12 protein-coding genes and 3 pseudogenes are annotated in these 17,319 nt (G+C 59.1%); 6 read left to right on the forward strand and 9 right to left on the reverse strand.

Annotation, left to right across the window (positions count from 1 at the left end; genetic code table 11):
* Nucleotides 1-97 precede the first annotated feature (97 nt).
* On the forward strand, nucleotides 98-1,819 hold the full coding sequence (locus tag AC0L14_RS29580) for a hypothetical protein (RefSeq protein ID WP_473751606.1): 1,722 nt from the start codon (nucleotides 98-100) through the stop codon (nucleotides 1,817-1,819).
* 217 nt (nucleotides 1,820-2,036) lie between these two features.
* Nucleotides 2,037-2,852 (forward strand): oxidoreductase, encoded by an 816-nt coding sequence (locus tag AC0L14_RS29585; RefSeq protein WP_473751617.1) that lies wholly within the window; start codon nucleotides 2,037-2,039, stop codon nucleotides 2,850-2,852.
* A 196-nt stretch (nucleotides 2,853-3,048) separates the two neighbouring features.
* On the opposite strand, the gene AC0L14_RS29590 is transcribed toward AC0L14_RS29585, so the two are convergent.
* Nucleotides 3,049-4,017, reverse strand: coding sequence for an SDR family oxidoreductase (locus tag AC0L14_RS29590; RefSeq protein ID WP_473529626.1), 969 nt, complete (start codon nucleotides 4,015-4,017; stop codon nucleotides 3,049-3,051).
* Between the two features lie 230 nt (nucleotides 4,018-4,247).
* Nucleotides 4,248-5,321 (reverse strand): alkene reductase, encoded by a 1,074-nt coding sequence (locus AC0L14_RS29595; protein WP_473751607.1) that lies wholly within the window; start codon nucleotides 5,319-5,321, stop codon nucleotides 4,248-4,250.
* Between the two features lie 50 nt (nucleotides 5,322-5,371).
* On the opposite strand from AC0L14_RS29595, the gene AC0L14_RS29600 reads away from it, so the two are divergent.
* The gene (locus AC0L14_RS29600) at nucleotides 5,372-6,247 is read left to right on the forward strand and encodes a LysR family transcriptional regulator (protein ID WP_473751608.1); all 876 of its coding nucleotides are present in this window, start codon (nucleotides 5,372-5,374) and stop codon (nucleotides 6,245-6,247) included.
* A 25-nt stretch (nucleotides 6,248-6,272) separates the two neighbouring features.
* On the opposite strand, the pseudogene AC0L14_RS29605 reads toward AC0L14_RS29600, so the two are convergent.
* Both AC0L14_RS29605 and AC0L14_RS29610 read right to left on the reverse strand, forming a co-directional pair.
* Nucleotides 6,273-6,394, reverse strand: a pseudogene (locus AC0L14_RS29605) (GMP synthase (glutamine-hydrolyzing)); the annotation flags it as partial.
* Nucleotides 6,395-6,707: 313 nt separating this feature from the next.
* Nucleotides 6,708-9,200 carry a DEAD/DEAH box helicase gene (locus AC0L14_RS29610; protein WP_473751609.1) on the reverse strand — a complete coding sequence of 831 codons (2,493 nt, stop codon included), beginning with the start codon at nucleotides 9,198-9,200 and terminating at the stop codon, nucleotides 6,708-6,710.
* Nucleotides 9,201-10,725: 1,525 nt separating this feature from the next.
* Between AC0L14_RS29610 and AC0L14_RS29615 the strand changes: the two genes are divergently transcribed.
* Nucleotides 10,726-11,478 carry a thermonuclease family protein gene (locus AC0L14_RS29615; protein ID WP_473751610.1) on the forward strand — a complete coding sequence of 251 codons (753 nt, stop codon included), beginning with the start codon at nucleotides 10,726-10,728 and terminating at the stop codon, nucleotides 11,476-11,478.
* Between the two features lie 93 nt (nucleotides 11,479-11,571).
* Here the strand turns inward: AC0L14_RS29615 and AC0L14_RS29620 are convergent, their stop codons facing one another.
* Nucleotides 11,572-12,333, reverse strand: coding sequence for a hypothetical protein (locus AC0L14_RS29620; protein ID WP_473751611.1), 762 nt, complete (start codon nucleotides 12,331-12,333; stop codon nucleotides 11,572-11,574).
* Nucleotides 12,334-12,693: 360 nt separating this feature from the next.
* Here AC0L14_RS29620 and AC0L14_RS29625 point away from each other — a divergent pair.
* Nucleotides 12,694-12,909 (forward strand): annotated as a pseudogene (locus tag AC0L14_RS29625) (IS91 family transposase); the annotation flags it as partial.
* A 621-nt stretch (nucleotides 12,910-13,530) separates the two neighbouring features.
* On the opposite strand, the gene AC0L14_RS29630 reads toward AC0L14_RS29625, so the two are convergent.
* The 4 genes and pseudogenes from AC0L14_RS29630 to AC0L14_RS29645 all read right to left on the reverse strand — a co-directional run bounded on the left by AC0L14_RS29630 (nucleotide 13,531) and on the right by AC0L14_RS29645 (nucleotide 15,918).
* Nucleotides 13,531-14,421 carry a hypothetical protein gene (locus AC0L14_RS29630; RefSeq protein WP_473751612.1) on the reverse strand — a complete coding sequence of 297 codons (891 nt, stop codon included), beginning with the start codon at nucleotides 14,419-14,421 and terminating at the stop codon, nucleotides 13,531-13,533.
* A gap of 34 nt (nucleotides 14,422-14,455) precedes the next feature.
* Nucleotides 14,456-14,806 (reverse strand): hypothetical protein, encoded by a 351-nt coding sequence (locus AC0L14_RS29635; RefSeq protein WP_473751613.1) that lies wholly within the window; start codon nucleotides 14,804-14,806, stop codon nucleotides 14,456-14,458.
* A gap of 26 nt (nucleotides 14,807-14,832) precedes the next feature.
* Nucleotides 14,833-15,563 (reverse strand): annotated as a pseudogene (locus tag AC0L14_RS29640) (ABC transporter substrate-binding protein); the annotation flags it as partial.
* A 13-nt stretch (nucleotides 15,564-15,576) separates the two neighbouring features.
* Complete coding sequence (locus tag AC0L14_RS29645; RefSeq protein ID WP_473751614.1) at nucleotides 15,577-15,918, reverse strand: twin-arginine translocation signal domain-containing protein; 342 nt, start codon at nucleotides 15,916-15,918, stop codon at nucleotides 15,577-15,579.
* A 1,156-nt stretch (nucleotides 15,919-17,074) separates the two neighbouring features.
* Between AC0L14_RS29645 and AC0L14_RS29650 the strand changes: the two genes are divergently transcribed.
* A partial coding sequence (locus tag AC0L14_RS29650; RefSeq protein ID WP_352679943.1) for a co-chaperone GroES occupies nucleotides 17,075-17,319 on the forward strand: 245 nt, incomplete at its 3' end.

Genomic DNA, 17,319 nt, shown 5'->3' on the forward strand with positions numbered 1-17,319 from the left:
CCTGGGGACAAACCGTCATCGAGCCGGAAGCCGATTCCCATCTTGTGGGCCGTCGCCGACCACAGCGGCTCCGGCAAGGTCATGTGAGGGGACCAAGATGATCCGGGCGGAAATAGCTGCAGGGAATGGGCATAGGCTCGCCCCAGAGGCTTGTCGTGCCCAGCTTGCCCGGATCCTCAACAGCGCGGACTTCGATGCAACCGGTCGCGAGCGCCGCTTCCTCAGCCATGTGGTGGAGGAGACGCTGGCGGGTCGCGGTGATCGTATCAAGGCCTATTCGATCGCAGTCGAAGTGTTCGGCCGCGATATGTCCTTCGACCCGCAGACGGATCCGATTGTCCGTATCGAGGCTGGCCACCTCCGGCGCGGGCTCGAGCGATACTATCTGACTGCCGGACACGACGATCCAATTCTCATCACGATCCCGAAAGGTGGTTACGTTCCAACGTTCTCGGTGCGAGCGACCCCCGAGACCATTGAGCCGGCCTTGCCGGTTGTGTGGGCAGAGAAAGTCCCGACCCCTGCTCGATGGATAAAGGCATCATGGCTGACGGTGGTTCTTGCGGCTACCGTCGCGGCATTGGCTGTTCTGGCATTGGGATTGGCGAGGAGCGGCGTCCGCCCGACTTCGCCTGAGATTCCGCGAGTGCTGGTCGAGACGTTTGACGACCTTTCTGGAACAGAAGCCTCCAGGGCGATTGCGGGCGGATTGACACAGGAAATTGTCGGGCAACTCTCTAAGTTCAAGGACGTCATCGTCGTCCAGTCTTCCGAAAATTCGGTCGCGCCGTCGCGCTTTGTTCTTGCGGGAAGCGTCCACCTGTCGGCGGATGCCTTCCGGCTTCGGGTCAGGTTTATCAACCGCGCCGACGGGTCCGTGCTGTGGGCGGACAGTTATGATGGAGAGATGAAAGTCGCCGCGCTTCTCGAGACCGAGGCCAATATCGGACAGAAAGTGGCGACAAGCCTGGCCCAGACATACGGCGTGATCTATCAGGCGGACGCCTCGCTCAACGTTTCGAATCCTCCCGACGATTGGGCTGCCTATTCCTGCACGCTTTCCTTCTACGCATACCGGGCAAAGCTCGATCAAAGGGCACTTCCAGCGGTGCGTGCGTGCCTGGAGAAGGCCGTTGAGCGCTTCCCGGGCTACGCCACGGCCTGGGGTCTGCTGTCGCAGGCCTATATCGACGAGATTCGATTCCTCTATCCTTCCAACGAAGCCGCGACGTCGGCCTCGATCGCTCGCGCTCTTGCCGCGGCCAGGCGGGCCGTGGAACTGGACCCGCTCAACATCCGCGGCCTGCAGGCGGAAATGTTCGCGCTCTATTTCAGCAAAGAGATCGAGGCGGCGCTGCTAGTGGGCAAACGTGCCTTGACCATCAACCCCAACGATACCGAACTGATGGGCGAATACGGATATCGGCTGGCGCTTTCAGGAGGCTGGGACGACGGCTGTCCGCTGGTCGAGGAAGCTCGCACACGCAATCCGGGTCCCTTAGCCTATTACGAGACCGCGCTTGCCCTTTGCGCCTATTTTCGCGGCGATTATCCGCAGGCGGCCATGTGGATCAGGAAAGCGACGGTTCCCGGCAATGCGAACTATCACACCATCGCGGCCGCGATTTTCGGCGAGGGCGGATATGAAGCGGACGCCCGGCGCGAGCGTGTCTGGCTTGAAGAAAACGCGCCAGGCTTGATCAAGAACCTCCGGCAGGAGGTCGCAATGCGGATCATTAGACCAGAGGACGTCGATTTCTTCCTCGGTTCGCTCAAAAAGGCCGGGCTCGCATTCAAGGACTTAGGCGGGCAGACGTAAAACTCTGCCCGTAAGACACGGCAACGCGCCGCCTGATGCCGCAACGCAAGCCCACCCGTAGCGCCAGTGGAGGGCATCATGAACATTTCGCGGCGCAACCGTATCGATCGGCACTGAAAGCTGGCCCCGTGCTATTGCATTACGATCATAATTTCTATAATTGAGTGTAATGCAATAGTGGGCCGCTGGTGGAAGCTCCAGAGTTTTGGAGGCAGCGGTGAACTTAAATTCCAAAAAAACCGCTCTCGTAACGGGAGCCTCCTTCGGCATTGGTCACGCGAGTGCCGAGGCCTTAGTACGGGCCGGCTTCACAGTCTTCGGCACTAGCCGCAAGGCGAGTGGCAAGAGACCGAGCCAGGTCACGATGCTGGCTTGTGACGTAACTGATGAAGCCTCTGTGGCTTCGCTCGTTTCGACGGTACTCTCAAGCACCGGGCGTATCGACGTTCTCGTCAACAATGCCGGCTTGGGCCTGTTTGGGGGTGCCGAAGAGTCCTCGGTCGCTCAGGTTCAGAGCCTGTTCGATGTCAACCTGTTCGGTGTCATGCGGATGACCAACGCCGTGTTGCCTTCGATGCGGCGTCGTGGAGAAGGCCGCATTGTCAACATCAGTTCGGCGCTGGGATTCGTGCCGGCACCGTACTCGGCGCATTACGTGGCGAGCAAGCACGCACTCGAAGGCTATTCGGAGTCGCTCGACCACGAAATCCGCGCCTTCAACGTCCGCGTCTCGCTGATCGAGCCGGGCAACGTCCAAAGCACCTTCGACCAAAACTCGCTGGAACCGGATTCCATGATGAAGGAGTACGACGCAGGGCGCGCTTGGGTGCATGCCTTTATCAAGAACGCTATGCTAACGGCCGATACTCCCGAGAAGGTGGCGGACGCAGTGCTTCTGGCGGCCACGGCCGCGCACCAGCGGCAACGCTACACCGTCGGCAAGGTCGCGCGGCAGATCAGCCTGCTGCGGCGTTTCATGCCTGCGAGGATGTTCGACAAGGCCTTGCGCCAGCAGTTCCGCCTGCCGGCCTGATCACAGCCTCGATCCGGCCAGTCGGCAAGCATAGCAATTATGTGACCGACACTTGGTTGATCCCGGCATCAATCCAGGAACGTGTCTGTTCCAGCACCTCATCCGAGAGCATGGTTGTCGCGCGTGAGCGCGCGGACGAACCCGTTTCCAACATCATTATTCTGTCTCGCTGCTATTGGGAGCCAGTCCATATGCATCAGGAAATTAGCTGATGACTTTTCGCCCATCGCGTGATCGCATCTCGGGATGTAGGGGCGGGTCCAAAGAAGTGTTCTTGCTTCGAAATATGCGAAACATAGACGCCCTTTTTGAAGAACAGGAACATCTGAATCAGATCATACCCAAGCTCGGAAAACAGCTTTACCGGGCGTGCGAGCAAGTGGAAAACCAGCCACGGCACAACCCGGACCTTAAGGCGTTTCTTTATAACCTCGGAGACGAGATCGGCGACCTCTTGCTGGCTCTTGGGCCCATCGCGCCAGCCGACATCGATCGTTTGGTTGTTGATTTCACTACCAGGAAACGTCGCGGCTTTTGCAAGATATGAGGCCAGATCATCTGTCAAAACATAGGACCATTTTGTAGTCTTATCGCCCATCGCCAGGAACCGGCCAGCTTTCACACCCTTCGCAATGATGTCTGAGCTTTGATCGAGAAATGTGGGCGCGCGGACAAATACATATGGCACACCGGAGGCCTTGATCAGATCCTCGGCCACTTTCTTGGCGTGGAAATGCGGCACTGCTGACGCAGCCTCGCAGCTGACGATGCTGAGAAAGACAAATCGGCCAACATTGGCTCTTGCTGCGGTCTCAATAAGATTCTTGTTGCCCTCAAAGTCCGTGTCGAGGCTTCCCTGCATGTAACTGTTAGCCGAGCTGACGACGACGTCCACGCCCTGCAACGCACGATCCAATGACGCTGGATCCATCATGTCGCCGCGCACCCATTCGACGTCGGCGCTCTCATTTGAGGGCGCGCCCTTACGCGACATCGCAACGACGGTCGCATTCGCAGCATGCGCCAGGTTGCGGAGAATCTTGGCTCCGAGGAACCCTGTGGCGCCAACGAGCAGGACCTTTTTCTTCCCCGTCGCGCTTGAATTTGCGGTCTCGGCAAGTGCCTTCTTATCCGAGGCAGTCGAAGGACGCGGTGATTGATCCAACCTAATTTCCTCTCATTAACTGATATCGGTCCGTAGCTCCCCCAGCCCTGATCGATCATCCGTTCAGGGCTTCGATTTTGGCACCGGCTTCCGCCGCCTGATCTGATAGTCAATCTTGCGCCCAGGTCTCGATGATGGGCGGCGCTGCCTCAACGAGAGACATGGCATCGACGAGCCAATGCTGAGCGGCGACGGACACTGGAGCTCGACAACGGGTATGGCCGCGTACCCTAGGCGCTCAGGGCGGGGTAATCGATGTAGCCTCGCGCGTTGCCGCCGAAGAAGGTGTTTTGGTCTGCCTCGTTCATCGCCGCATTGGCCTTCAGCCGCACGACGAAGTCCGGATTGGCAAGGACCATCTGGCCATAGGCTTCGAGATCGGCCAGCCCCGAAGCTACGTCGGCTCCGATCTGGTCGCACGGACGACCCGGCCGGCTGAGGATCAGCGATTGGTGCCAGAGCTTGCGAATATCGGCCAGCAACGGCTCGTTGCCCTGGTGCATGATATGCACATAGGCGAGCCCGAGCTTGTCGAGCTCGGCGACAAGATGGCGGTAGAGGTCCGACCCTTCGGCGCCTTCGTCGATCCCCCACATGGTCGTCCCCGGGGACAGGCGGATCGCGGTGCGGTCCGCGCCGATCTCCTCGGCGATCGCCGTTGCGACCTCGATGGCGAGGCGGGCGCGGTTCTCGAGGGAGCCGCCATATTCGTCCGTGCGGGCGTTGGCGCTCGGCGCGAAGAACTGCTGGACGAGGTAGGCGTTTGCGCCGTGAATCTCGATGCCGTCGGCGCCGGCCTCGATCGCTGAGCGGGCCGCATGGCGGAAATCGGCGACGGTCCGGCGCACTTCTTCGGTCGTCAGCGCGCGCGGCGTGGGAATGTCCTGCAGCCCGGTCGCGGTGAACATGCCCGTCCCCGGCGCGATTGCGGACGGCGCGACGCCCTGGCGGTGATGTGGCGTGTTGTCGGGATGCGACATGCGCCCGGCGTGCATGAGCTGGATGAAGATGTGGCCGCCTTTGGCGTGCACGGCGGAAATGATCTTCCGCCAGCCGGCGACATGGGCGGGCGTGTAGATGCCCGGGGTGGTGAGATAGCCCTGGCCGTCATCCGAGGGCTGAGTGCCTTCGGTGACGATCAGGCCGATGTCGGCGCGCTGGGCATAATATTCGGCAGCCAGCTCTCCCGGCGTACCGTCGAAGGCTGCGCGGCTGCGGGTCATGGGCGCCATGACCAGCCGGTTGGGAAGCGTATAGCGGCCAATGCGGGCCGGGGTGAACAGTGGATTCATCGGGTTCTCCATTCGTTGGAGTCCTTGTCCACCATTCCGATCTCGGGATAAACCTGGCAGAATTGAACAATTTGAACGACATGGCGCTGTTCGTGGAGGTGGCCAGAGCCAGGAGCTTTCGGAAGGCGGCGGAGGCTCTCGGCATGCCGAACTCCACTCTGTCGCGACGTATCAGCGAGCTGGAGAAGGCGATCGGCTTGAGACTGCTGCATCGCACAACGCGCAAGATCGAGCTCACCGAGGCCGGCCAGCTTTATTTTGAACGGAGCAAGCGAATCGTCGACGAGGCACGGCTCGCGCACGAACAGCTCGGCGCGATGCTTGAGCAGCCCAGCGGCGTCCTGCGGGTTTCGCTCCCGGTCGACCTCGCTACTTTTTACCTCACGCCGATCATCGGCGATTTCGCGCGGCACTATCCCGGCATCACGTTCGAATTCGACCTGACCCCACGCCGCGTCGATTTGGTGGCCGAGCCGTTCGATGTGGCGATCCGCATCGGCAGACTGGAAGATTCCAGTCTGATCGCTCGCCTGATCGGGCGGCATTCGCGCTACCTCTATGCGTCTCCTGGCTATATCGAAGCGTCGGGCGAGCCCGCCACACCGGCGGACCTGGCGGAGCATGAATGCATCTGCATGCCGCGGAGCCCGACCTGGACTTTGCACCAGGAGATGAACAAGGTCGATGTCGGCGTTCGCGGCCGCTTCACGCTCAACAGCGTCGGGATGATCCGCGCCCTGGCGGTCAACCACCAGGGCATCGCCCTGCTTGCCGAGAAGATCGTCGCCGAAGACTTGGCCTCTGGCCGGCTCCGACGCGTCCTGCCCGAATGGCAGGGGTCGTCGGTTAGCATTTACGCCGTCACCGAAACTCGCCTTATTCCAGCCAAGACCCAGCGCTTCATCGAATTCCTGTCTTCCAGGTTGATGGAGGCTTGAACATGCTATTGCCGCCGTTTGCCCGCTACTCCCACTCGATTGTGCCCGGCGGCTTGCACGTCAGCGGTTGATGCCGCGCACCTCGTTGATGATGGTGGCGGCGGCGCTCAGGAACGCCATGCCGTAGCGGTAGAAATCCGCCGTCATGAGCGGCAGACTGTAGTGCTGGCGAAACATCTCCACCACGCCTGATGCCTCTTCCCTGCGCATCAGCCCGTGGTCGGCGGCGGAGAATCTCATCTTGCTCCAGTTGCAATGGCAAATGAGCGACCGACAGTGACTAATTCGCGGGAACAGCATGCTCACCATTTGGACATACGACCGGGTGCCCGGCGGCGAAAATGGCCCAGAGGCTTTGTGCGCGATCTCCGGCTGAGATGAGCCTGCGAGGAAGCGGCACTCGACTACGCGGTGAAGAGTACTGCGCGATTGAAGCGATCATGCGCTCAGCCACGGCTCGTCATGCAATCTTCCCCCGCAAGCTGTCCGCGAGTGCAGAAAGCGTATCGGCAAGTTGTCTCGCGGCTTCCGGTGGCGGCAGCGGCATTTTGAGGCTTTGCGCGCCGGTGGCGAGATCGCGCTCAATCCATGGATGCGCCGGTGCGCTGGGATCGTTGGCGGACGCCAGCGCGGCGACAAACTGGGCGCCGACCTGCAGCAAGGCGCGCCAGGGATCGGCACCCGTAACGCTCGGCGGTGCTCCGGCCGCATCAGTTCGCGCAATCGCCGTCTCGCCCGCTCCGGCGTCTACATCCGCATTTACATCTTCCGCGGAACCGGCCGCATCTGCAGCGGCGATGTTCCTCACTTCCTCGGCCGGTGTTACGGCCTCGCCCTCACCCATGCTCCCGGTGACATTTTCCACGTCCTTCATGAAGCGGTTGAGACGCGAACCGCCGAGCGAAATCTCGCCGCTGGCACCATCGAGAATTCCCGCCGACAAAGAGCGTTTGAACGCCAGCACCGAAAGCATGCCTTCCTCGATGGTGCCCTTGGCCACGAAATTGATGACCCGCACCGGCCGTTTCTGACCCATGCGATGAATGCGCGCGATGCGCTGTTCGAGGATCGCCGGGTTCCACGGCAAGTCCATGTTCACCAGGGTCGAAGCATGCTGCAGATTGAGCCCCGTGCTGCCGGCATCGGTGGACAGGAACACGCGGCAGGCGGGGTCGTCGCGAAACCGCTCGACCAATGCCGGCCGCTTCTCGGACGGCACGCCGCCGTGGAAGCTGACGTAGCCCAGCTTACGCGCTTCGAGGCGGCGGATGACGATCTCGTGGGTCCGCGTCCATTGCGAAAACACCACCGCCTTGGCGTCGGGCTCGGCGAACAAATCCTCGAACAGCGCCGCCAGTTCGTCGGCCTTGACGCCATGATCGGTTTCCTGGTCCAGCAGATAGGTGCTGTTGCACGACATGCGCATGTTCTGTAGCGCACAGGTCAGCCGGCGCTGATCCTTGTCCGACAGAAACCTGGTCTTGCGCCAGCGCTGGACGATTTTCGCCACCACGTCAGCGTTTTCCTGATGATAGAGCATTTGCATCTCGGTCATCGGCATCAGCAGATTCTGGTCGGTCCGGCTGGGCAGTTGCCGCAGCACCTCGGATTTGCGCCGGCGGATCATGACCGGCGCCAGCGTTTGGCTGACCTTCTCAAGCCCGGTGTAGCCGGTAACACGCCCGGTATCGTCCTTGACCTGATGTTCGTGCAGCAGCTTCCAGGTCGGCCCCAGCCGGTGCTGATCGACAAACTGGACGATGGACACCAGTTCCTCCAGCTTGTTTTCCAACGGCGTCCCGGTAAGCACGATCGCATAGGAGCTATCGATGCGCTTCAATGCGCGCGCGGCAATTGTGTTCCAGTTCTTGACCCGTTGCGCTTCATCGACGATGACCAGTTCGGGTCCCCATGCGGCGATCAGGTCGAGATCGGGCTTGAGTTTCTCATAATTTGTGATCTTGCAGAAATCGTCAAAGGCGTAGTCCATCTGCCGCTGCGCCCGACCGCCGTTGATCACGCGTGCCGCATTTTCACCTTCCCGCCCCGAGAAACGCATAATCTCGCTTTGCCACTGGTATTTGAGCGAGGTCGGGCAGACCACCAGCACTTTCGAGACGCCAAAGTGTCGCGCCAGTATTTCAGCTGCGGCAATTGCCTGTATGGTCTTGCCCAATCCCATATCGTCGGCGATCAATGCCCGGCCGGTTCGCACCGCAAACAGCGCACCTTCGGCCTGATAGGGATAGAGCGGCACCTTCAGAAGTCCCAGCAGCTTGGGATCGGCGGCACCGCGCTGGAACAATTGTTCGAGCTTTGCTGTGCGCCGGTCCGCATCGCGCCTTCCCGCGATAAAATCGAGCGCATCGTCATAGGCCCGCAACTCATGGCCGCACTTCGACACCACGGTCATGAAGCGCTCCAACTCGCCAAACCGCTCGTCCGGCAGCATCCCGTTGTGTTCGGCATCGAACAACCCGTCGGCGGCCTCGGCCACCGCCGGCGGGCAGTCCGTTCCGGCGCGAAAATACACGCAGCGCTTGCCTTCATTGCGTAGATACAACTCAGAAAATGCCGGCTGGTAACCGCGCGCAAACGCTGTCCTGGCGCCGCGCTTTTTCTTCAACTGGGCAAGTGTGAATTCGAGGTGCTTGCAGGTTCCCAATTCGCTGGTGGCATAATCGGGGCATGAACAGAAATTGCCACCCGGCCCCAAACCTCGGATCGCCACGCGGTAGCTGGACTTCGAAACAGGATTGCTGACCCGAAATTCGGAGAAAAACGGCTCGCTGGTCAGATTCTCAAGTCCGAAGTCCTGCTCGCGTCCGAACTGGCGGCGCAAGCCGCGTTGCCAGTCGACCGGCGAAAGGTCGGCAGGCGCGTGGGTGCGCGAGAGCTTAGGCTCCCTGTTCGGCTTGATCGCGGAATTCAGGCGTTGGCGCTTGGATTTCATCGAAGCATAATCCGTTCAGAAAAATTTCTCACCAGATGTTAATCGTGAATGCGGGCGACTCCCCCCTACTCCCAGTCAATTATTCACAGCTTTCGTAACATGCTGACTTTTCAGCGCAAATTTTTCTGCGCGCAGCCAAGAACCGTCTCAGCGATGCGTCAGAAATTTCGCGCTCTTGAATTCAAAGACGAATTTCGGCGATCCGCGACTTGCTCGGTTTCAACCACTATCGGCATCGATCGATCGATTTTCGACCTTCTTTAGACGCGCCTTCAACGATCAGCATCGTCGCAAAAAGACCGTCGCGGCCAGTCGTTGGATAGACTCTGCTGGTTCGGTTGCCCGGTCGTGGCCTAGCCTACTGCGCGCCACTCTCCCCTCACTCCCACTCAATCATCAATTAAGCCCATAACCTATTCGTTTGATTGATTAAATTTTATCAACAAGCCAATGAGTACCGCCAAGAATACCGTCAGATTCTTACGCTGTTGAAAAGACTGAAACAATGTGGTCGCCGCCGCGGTATGCACACTTTTGACTGTATTATTTACGAGCTACCATTCGGCGATGTCAAAGTGGAGTTCTCAGACCATAAGGCAAGGACGGGCTTTGCTCATGCTCGACAGCCCTAGGTCGATAGACGAGCGGCTGTATCGGGGGAATGGCTGGCAGGAAATGGGTGTCTTGCCGCATCCCTCTGCCGATCCCGTCGGTCGACCAAAGCCTCGCAATGCCTCATCTGCTGCTCGTGGCCGATGCCTCCCGATCAACCACGCGCTATAGGAACACGCGAATTTCGATTCTAGCCTCAACTATTCGGGACGACTCATTCTGAGTAACAACGTCACGCCGATCCCACACTTCTGACGCCAACAGCCATTGGCGTGAACCGATTTTTCATGCCGTACAATACGACCAAGACCAAAAAGCCCGGCGTGCTCCCTCCCCCGATATCAATCGATTTTATCCGACGTGTCACATCCGCTTGATCTAGCGAGGTCTAATGAAACCGGCTAAGGGGGAGCGCGGGTTTGGGGGAAACTTCTCGTGAATAGCCAAAAAGATGCAGAGCGTATCCGTGCCGAAATGTCGATCGCACAGGCGATTTACGATGCCATTTGCGAGATGAACGGATCTTCGTACAGGCAAGACAAAGCACCTTTGCGGTGGGACACTTCGTCAGGCCAACCGTTGAGCCTAATGAGCATTGACGGCTTTTTCGAATTGCGGGAACTCGCTAGGCGCATAGCGTCGAAGATCGACACGCCTGCGCTCATCAGTCTCCAAAGACACACCTCGCAGTCGTCAAAAAAGATTGACTTCCACTAGGTAGATTTGCCATCGCCGAATCGACGATCGACCCGGGTATGCGATTATCTGGACTCTGCTCCGCAATGGACGCATTCTCTCCTAGGGGAGAGAGGGCGTGGGAAAAGACCACCGTTATCAAGGCGCCAATCAGGCTAACCGGTGGCGAAGGCGCGCCGGCAGAAGAATGCCGTCACGGCGGCTGCCGCGACCGCTCTTGGGACTGATCTTCCTCGGCGTCGGCACGCTTGCCGCCGCAGTCACCCAATTCGCGATCCAGAGCACCGCCGGCCTCCAGAGCACGACAACAAACTGGACAGAACCATTGCCTGGCCCCATGGAAGGCCGCGCCTCCGTGATAGATGGCGACACAGTAGAGATTGCAGGCCAAAGGATTCGTTTCAATGGCATCGACGCGCCCGAGAGCCGTCAGCACTGCGACGACGCCAAGGGCTTTGACTATCCATGCGGGCGCCGCGCTGCGCAAGCCTTAGACAAGTTCCTGGCAGCATCGCGACCGCTGCATTGCAGCTTTGTTGACCGGGATCGGTACGGGCGTCTCGTCGGGAACTGCGGTCGCGCCGACGGCCGAAGCGTTCAGAAATGGCTCGTTGAACAAGGCCTCGCTCTAGATTGGCCGCGCTATTCGAGTGGCGCATTTGCCGCCGAACAGGGGGCCGCCAAGGCGGCGCAACGCGGAGTTTGGCAGGGCCGCTTTGATCAACCTTGGGATTGGCGTGCTGCCAATGCCGACAAGGTGGAGACGGTCAGCGAGCAGTCGACCAGCCTCGGCCTTCTCGGCGGCTGCAACATCAAGGGAAACATAAGCGTTAAAACCGGCGATAAGATCTATCACGTCCCCGGCCAGGAGTATTATGCGGAAACCCGGATCAGCCCTTTGAAGGACGAACAGTGGTTTTGTAGCGAGGCCGAGGCGCGCGCGGCCGGCTGGCGTAAGGCAAGGCGGTAAGGTAAAGGGTCGACGAGCAGCGACGGGCGAGCGCGCGCTAGCGGTTTTTAAAGCTCGTCTCGCTTAACGAGTTTCGGGCGGCCGTGAAGAATCCTACGCGCTTCTGCGTGCATTTCGCGCGTCGCGCGCTCGTAGGATTTTCTTTCCGAGATCGACATAACCTGAACATCCTCTGACCGCATAGGCTTCACCATCCGTGAAACACTCGTGCGAAAATCCGAGATGGTCGTGGCAAAACCTTCCAAGGTCGTTCCCATAGAAACGCTCCAAGTCTGCCCGAATATCATCGCCCAACCTTATTTTTTGCGGACGGCCCTCGCGGGATGCGATAGCGCTGACAGCTATAACTGTTCCACCTTTACGGTGAATGAACGAACGCAGGTCTGCTAAAGTTCCACCAGTCGTAATGACGTCGTCCACTATGACATAAGAGGCCCCCTTGTCAATTTGGCCGTAAAACTCACAGCGATTGGCTATTCGCCTCCAAGTGGGGGATTTGTCTCTCGAAATGGTTTTCTGCTGAAATATCTCTGTTTCAACATCCCAATCGAATTCGTGAGAAAGCCATTCGGCGTAACCAATTGCCAACGCATTGTTCGAATCACCTGGTTGGCATGAGGGGCTGACGATTTTTGGCCTACCGCCCAGACCTTCAACATAATCAACGAGGGACAGCACGCATTCTCGGCTGTAAAGATCGTCGACTATAGCGATAGCCGCCTCCAAATTCCGCTCACCCTTTGCGGACTGATAGAGTGCATGCGAGCTTAGAGTAGCGACCCGTTTGTCGCCACTCGCCCACGGCGCATTTACAAATGCATCTGGAAAATCTTTTGTCCAAGGAACGCGTGTCATGAAACCGACTCTTGCAAACCGGCCCATATAGCCGATTCGTTTAGCCGATTGCTACGATTTGTCGCGTTCGCTTGCGGTCATGGCAACTTCCTGACAGATGCGCCTCGCCTACGGGCAAATGCAACGCACATGCCTTCGAATTTGCCATCGCCTAAGGCGGAGGTGCAATGACAGGCGCACTGGCTGCGCTACTCCAACTGCACTCGCGCTACAACGTGCCTCTGATATGAGCGCGGACAAGACCCGGCGATTGGCCACGGCCTCGCATGTGTAGCGACCATGTTTGTACAGTCCGTGAGCCGACCCGATCGGAGCTCCACCGTGGGCACCATGCATTCGGCAGACGTTCTTTCCTCGAACGCTGGCGCTTCCCGCAAGGCAAATCTCGATCGGGCCCGCCAGTTGCTTGCGGTCGCGCCTCCCGCCGTGGACGATCGATCGGCGGAACCAGACGACTTCCGCTCACAATGCCCGTGCTGCGGAGGACGCATGATCGTCATCGAGGTATTCGAACGGTGGAGACAGCCGCGCGGACCGCCGGACAAAACGGCGACGAACCGGGAGAACTCTCCATGACCCGGCATGGCATGGTCCACCCTTCAGCGACAGGCACACAGCCTCCGGCAATGGACCCGCGCGCGTCCGTGGTGATCATCGATGCCGACAGGGCCGCGGCCCTCGTCGCTCCGAGCCGACAATACCGCGCGGCCGGAAGACGAGGCGATCCGTCCGCACCAAACCCGGCGCTTCCCGGCGGCGGTCGCGCCATCCCTGACACCAGCCGAAATCCGAAATCCCCATAGCCATCGCATGTGGCCCGCGGGTTCGTTCCTCGGGGACTTTTGTACGCCTGCCGGCGCCCAAAACTCTTCACGATTCCAGACTGTCCGCTTTCAGGCACCGACGGTGGGATAGCTGCCATTCGTCACGGGGCACTTAGAACGCCCGCTTCCGGCCGCGTCTACGGCATCTATTAATGAGAAGCTGACATTCAGATCCCGACCCTATCTCGGTAGCTGCACAGAAATCCGTCGTTCCGGCACGACGAGCATGACCGCATCCTATTCAAGTCAAGTTCGGTTGGCAGCGGTACGTGGAGGTCAGCTGTCGACAGGCCACCTATGCCGTCTACGCTGCCGGCGCGGCTAGCCTTGTCATCCGGAAAACCGAGGAGTTTTTATTCGCCGCCACCGCGCGTCAGTGCTTGACTCCCATTCGAGCGCGCAGCGTCGCTGTGACGTGATCCTCGTGCGGCTCAACGAAATCGATCGCGTCACTATTCCTCGATCGAAGGCTGATCGTCATCCAGTTCTCGCCACCTACTAGGGCGCGAGTGACAAGCTCGGCGACCTGACTGGCCTGCTGAACAGTCGCCGGATCTAGTTTGAAATCGTCATCGAGCAGCGTGCGCACGTCCCATAAGGGAACGGTCCCATGGTCGACGTGGCTGCGTCGCATCGCTCCCGTAAGGATACCTCCATCGATAGCGCAGGACAGCGAAGACATCTTTAAGAAACTCAACCGATGGTCAGGACGCGCAAGATCGGCAGCAACGGTCGCGATATGCAGAGCAGCTAACCCAGCCTCGGGGGTACTCCATTGCTCAGAACGCTCGCGTAGGCGCCCGATGGTGTGATCGGAAAGGTAAACAGATGGGACGACATCAAAAGCGTCGCGCTTGCTGCGCTTCGTTGTGAAGGTGGCGCATAGCGCAGTTACTCCTCTTTCGTGCTCCAGCCCTTCAAGCGGATGGCTGCCATGCACCAGCATGCGCAAATCGAATATCGATGCCTGCCGGCTGCCTTCCAAAAATAGCGCGATGCGAAATCCACGATCAGAGGGAGAGAGGCGCTCCATACGAGTAGCGGCGGCATCAAGAAGCTTTACCCGTCGCGGCGGCGATCCTTCATCCATGAACGCGTGACGCAGCGCTACTTGCGCATCGCGCCACGTCGTCGCCTTGCCGCCGGGACCGAGCATAGGCGCGCCTATCCTCTCTCGTCGAGCAATCTCGTAAGCCAGATTTTTCGCGTAGATGCGCGCTTCGGTACTCAGTTTGCCAGGCGATTGTCTCATGACGGCATCCATAGCGCATTCCCAGCATTTGAGGATAGGCGAGCGGTCAAGGCTCGGCGAGATCGAGAGGCGGCACACTGCGGCGCGGAGTGGATAGCGCGCACGTCCACTGCCATTCGGCGAGGTCAAAGCCGGAGTTCACAGACCATAAGGCAAGGACGGTCTTGCTCATGCTCGACAGCCCTAAGTCATAGACGAGCGGCCCGCTTCTTTGCCGGCCGATGGTCCATGAAATCCTTTCCCCGCTTACAGCGCCGAGTAGATTGGCGAGCGCCTCGGGGGTCGCCTGCTGGCTGAGGACAGATTGCGCCACGTCACCGGAAGCATTGGTGCCGGCGAAAATTCGGATCGAAAGAAGAATCGAGAGAAGAAAGGGGCAGCACGCACACTGCGACACGCACCCACTCGAATGCGCAAATTAAATTAGGCCGTGAGCCAGCATTTGTTAAAGGCGAAACCGTCCATCAGACCCGAGCGCGGACCGCTAACATAGCCGCCGACTTTGTCAGAGATGGCGTCGATTTCCTATGCGAACATCGGCGCGATCACACCGCCCTCGTCCCGAACTATGATGGCCATCTCGCGATAGTGGTTCTTGGCCCTTATCCTGATCGAGTTCGGCGCACGCCTCGATGGGAAGTTTATCGAACTTTTTCATTGAAGAAGTGCGTGTCGTTCCAGGGCGCCGTGGATAGATAGGTGGTCGAGTACGTCTGATCCTGAGTCGGGCGACCGGACAGTAGGTGGCGGAAAAAGGTTGCTTTACCTAGACATCAGAAAAGTAGCCTGACCTCAAGGTTGATACCGGCCTTCGCACAGCTCTGCTGGTAGAGCTGGGCGGCATCCACCGCACCCGGGAACGCGACGCCGGAGGCCCTGAGCAGGATTGGACCGTCCTGGTCGGACTTCTGTCAGTGGAACTTGGCCTTGTCTGGATCGAAGGCGCGCTGCTCGATATCGTCGGAGAAGAGCGGATACGTGGCATTGATCGGGAAGTTTTTGCCGAGCGTACCGTACCCGCGCAGGATCGTGTTGAGCATCTCCTCGCGGTCGATGGCGAGCTTTGGCGCCATCCTCAGATCGTTGTTGTCAAATGGCGCGGTGTCGCTGAACATGTTGAAGCAACAGTAGGCGACAGGGCCTCGACCTTCAGTTGGGTAAGCCTGATCATATCCACGACCTTGATATAATCGTCGAGGACGTCGCCGGATCGAGACTGTCGGCTGCCCCAGCACCACTAAGGCCGCCCCTGATGACACCGCCGCGGACCGGCCCCTCAGCCCCTGATTTCTGAGCGACCTGCGCCATGTGGCCCAGCGGGGTCAGTACAGGTTTCTCGTAAACGCGCTTAACTGGAACAGTACGCATTGATGCGCGCGCAGCGCTGGCGAGGATCGAATTTGCGAACGTGGCTGAAACGCCGAGCGCCGTCGCATGTCCGAGAAATTCACGTCGGCTCAGCCGACCCTCAGCTAAACAGCGGCTGAGATAGTCGAGTTCTTGCGACATTGAGATGCTCCTCACTCGGATGGGTGTTCCCCTATTTCGACAATACCAACTCATTGGAGCGCTTTACGGTCAAAATCCTGCTATTAACGCAGGAATTCGGCGTTCATTCACTTCCTCGTGCACAGTTCGTTTCATCTGGGTTATGGTCAAATCGGCGTGGGGCCCACGAGGGTGGTAAAACCGGCGTGAGGCCTCTGAGGGTGCGAGCCGCAGATTATCGCGGCGAACCTGTCAGTTCCCTCCGGAGATGCCGCAGAGCAATGGAAAGGGCCGAACGAAGCTCTTAACTCTTGGCCAACGTCTCAGTGCTCGATTGGGCTTGTGAACTCCGAGGCCACAACCGTAACGCAAACTGTGACGCCGATGGAAAATCTCGGTCTTCCGATCGCAATGACGTCAAGGCCCGCGTGACCACCTACAACATCGCAGCACACGCCAGTACCCGGCATGATCGTCACGGCTTTCCGGTGCCGTTGCGGCTCAACGCGCTGCGTTCACGGCGGAATTCGTGCAGGGAGAGATTCTCGCGGAAGGCGCACTGAACGGGTTCAACTAGGAGGCACGCCATCTTGTCTATCTAATCGTCGACACGGGACTCAGGCTCTCTGAAGCGGCAAACCTCACCACGGAAACAATCCACCTCGATCACGAAATCCCAAACATCGTCCTCAAAACGAGCATTCCGCTCGACCTGCTGATCGGAACCTACCGAACAAGCAAATTGCGAGCGCCTTGCTTTAGGATTGCCAGGCGCTTCGGCAGGCATTTGCAGACCATCGATTGCGATAAGCGCTCCTTTTGGCGATGCCACTTAGGTTATGATGAATTGCAAAAAGCTCAAGACTGTTTGGCTGGCCATCGATTCCGGCCGACTGCTCGGCCCATTAATTTCACATAATTTCACATTCCAAACAGAGACGAAAGTTGGCCCAGCGCTTACGGCCGAAACGCTCGCTTAGGCAGTTGGATGCACCGTAACGGGGCGAGGCTTCCGCGCCGATTCCAAATCCTTTGCTCTTCGGCCGTCCCCTCGTCCGTCTTGACTAGTACGAGCCCACAGCCTATTTCAGCGCCACGTTAGCACTCTCCACTGGCGAGTGCTAACCACGCTCCGGCAACGGAGAACCTTTCAACCTCCGCACCAGGGATATCCAAAATGGCAAAGTCGAATTTCCGGCCGCTGCATGACCGCGTGGTCGTTCGTCGGGTTGAATCCGAATCCAAGACCGCCGGCGGCATCATCATCCCCGACACGGCGAAGGAAAAGCCGCAGGAAGGCGAGATCATCGCCGTTGGTTCCGGCGCCCGCGACGAAGCCGGCAAGCTCGTCCCGCTGGACGTCAAGGCCGGCGACCGCATCCTGTTCGGCAAGTGGTCGGGCACCGAAGTCAAGCTCAATGG

The organism is Mesorhizobium sp. WSM4841 (assembly GCF_055811515.1).

Bases quoted from the DNA above. Each gene is read 5' to 3' on its own strand.
- AC0L14_RS29620 (WP_473751611.1), bottom strand. From the start codon at position 12,333: ATGACACGCGTTCCTTGGACAAAAGATTTTCCAGATGCATTTGTAAAT.
- AC0L14_RS29645 (WP_473751614.1), bottom strand. From the start codon at position 15,918: ATGTCGCAAGAACTCGACTATCTCAGCCGCTGTTTAGCTGAGGGTCGG.
- AC0L14_RS29610 (WP_473751609.1), bottom strand. From the start codon at position 9,200: ATGAAATCCAAGCGCCAACGCCTGAATTCCGCGATCAAGCCGAACAGG.
- AC0L14_RS29595 (WP_473751607.1), bottom strand. From the start codon at position 5,321: ATGGAGAACCCGATGAATCCACTGTTCACCCCGGCCCGCATTGGCCGC.
- AC0L14_RS29630 (WP_473751612.1), bottom strand. From the start codon at position 14,421: ATGGATGCCGTCATGAGACAATCGCCTGGCAAACTGAGTACCGAAGCG.
- AC0L14_RS29580 (WP_473751606.1), top strand. From the start codon at position 98: ATGATCCGGGCGGAAATAGCTGCAGGGAATGGGCATAGGCTCGCCCCA.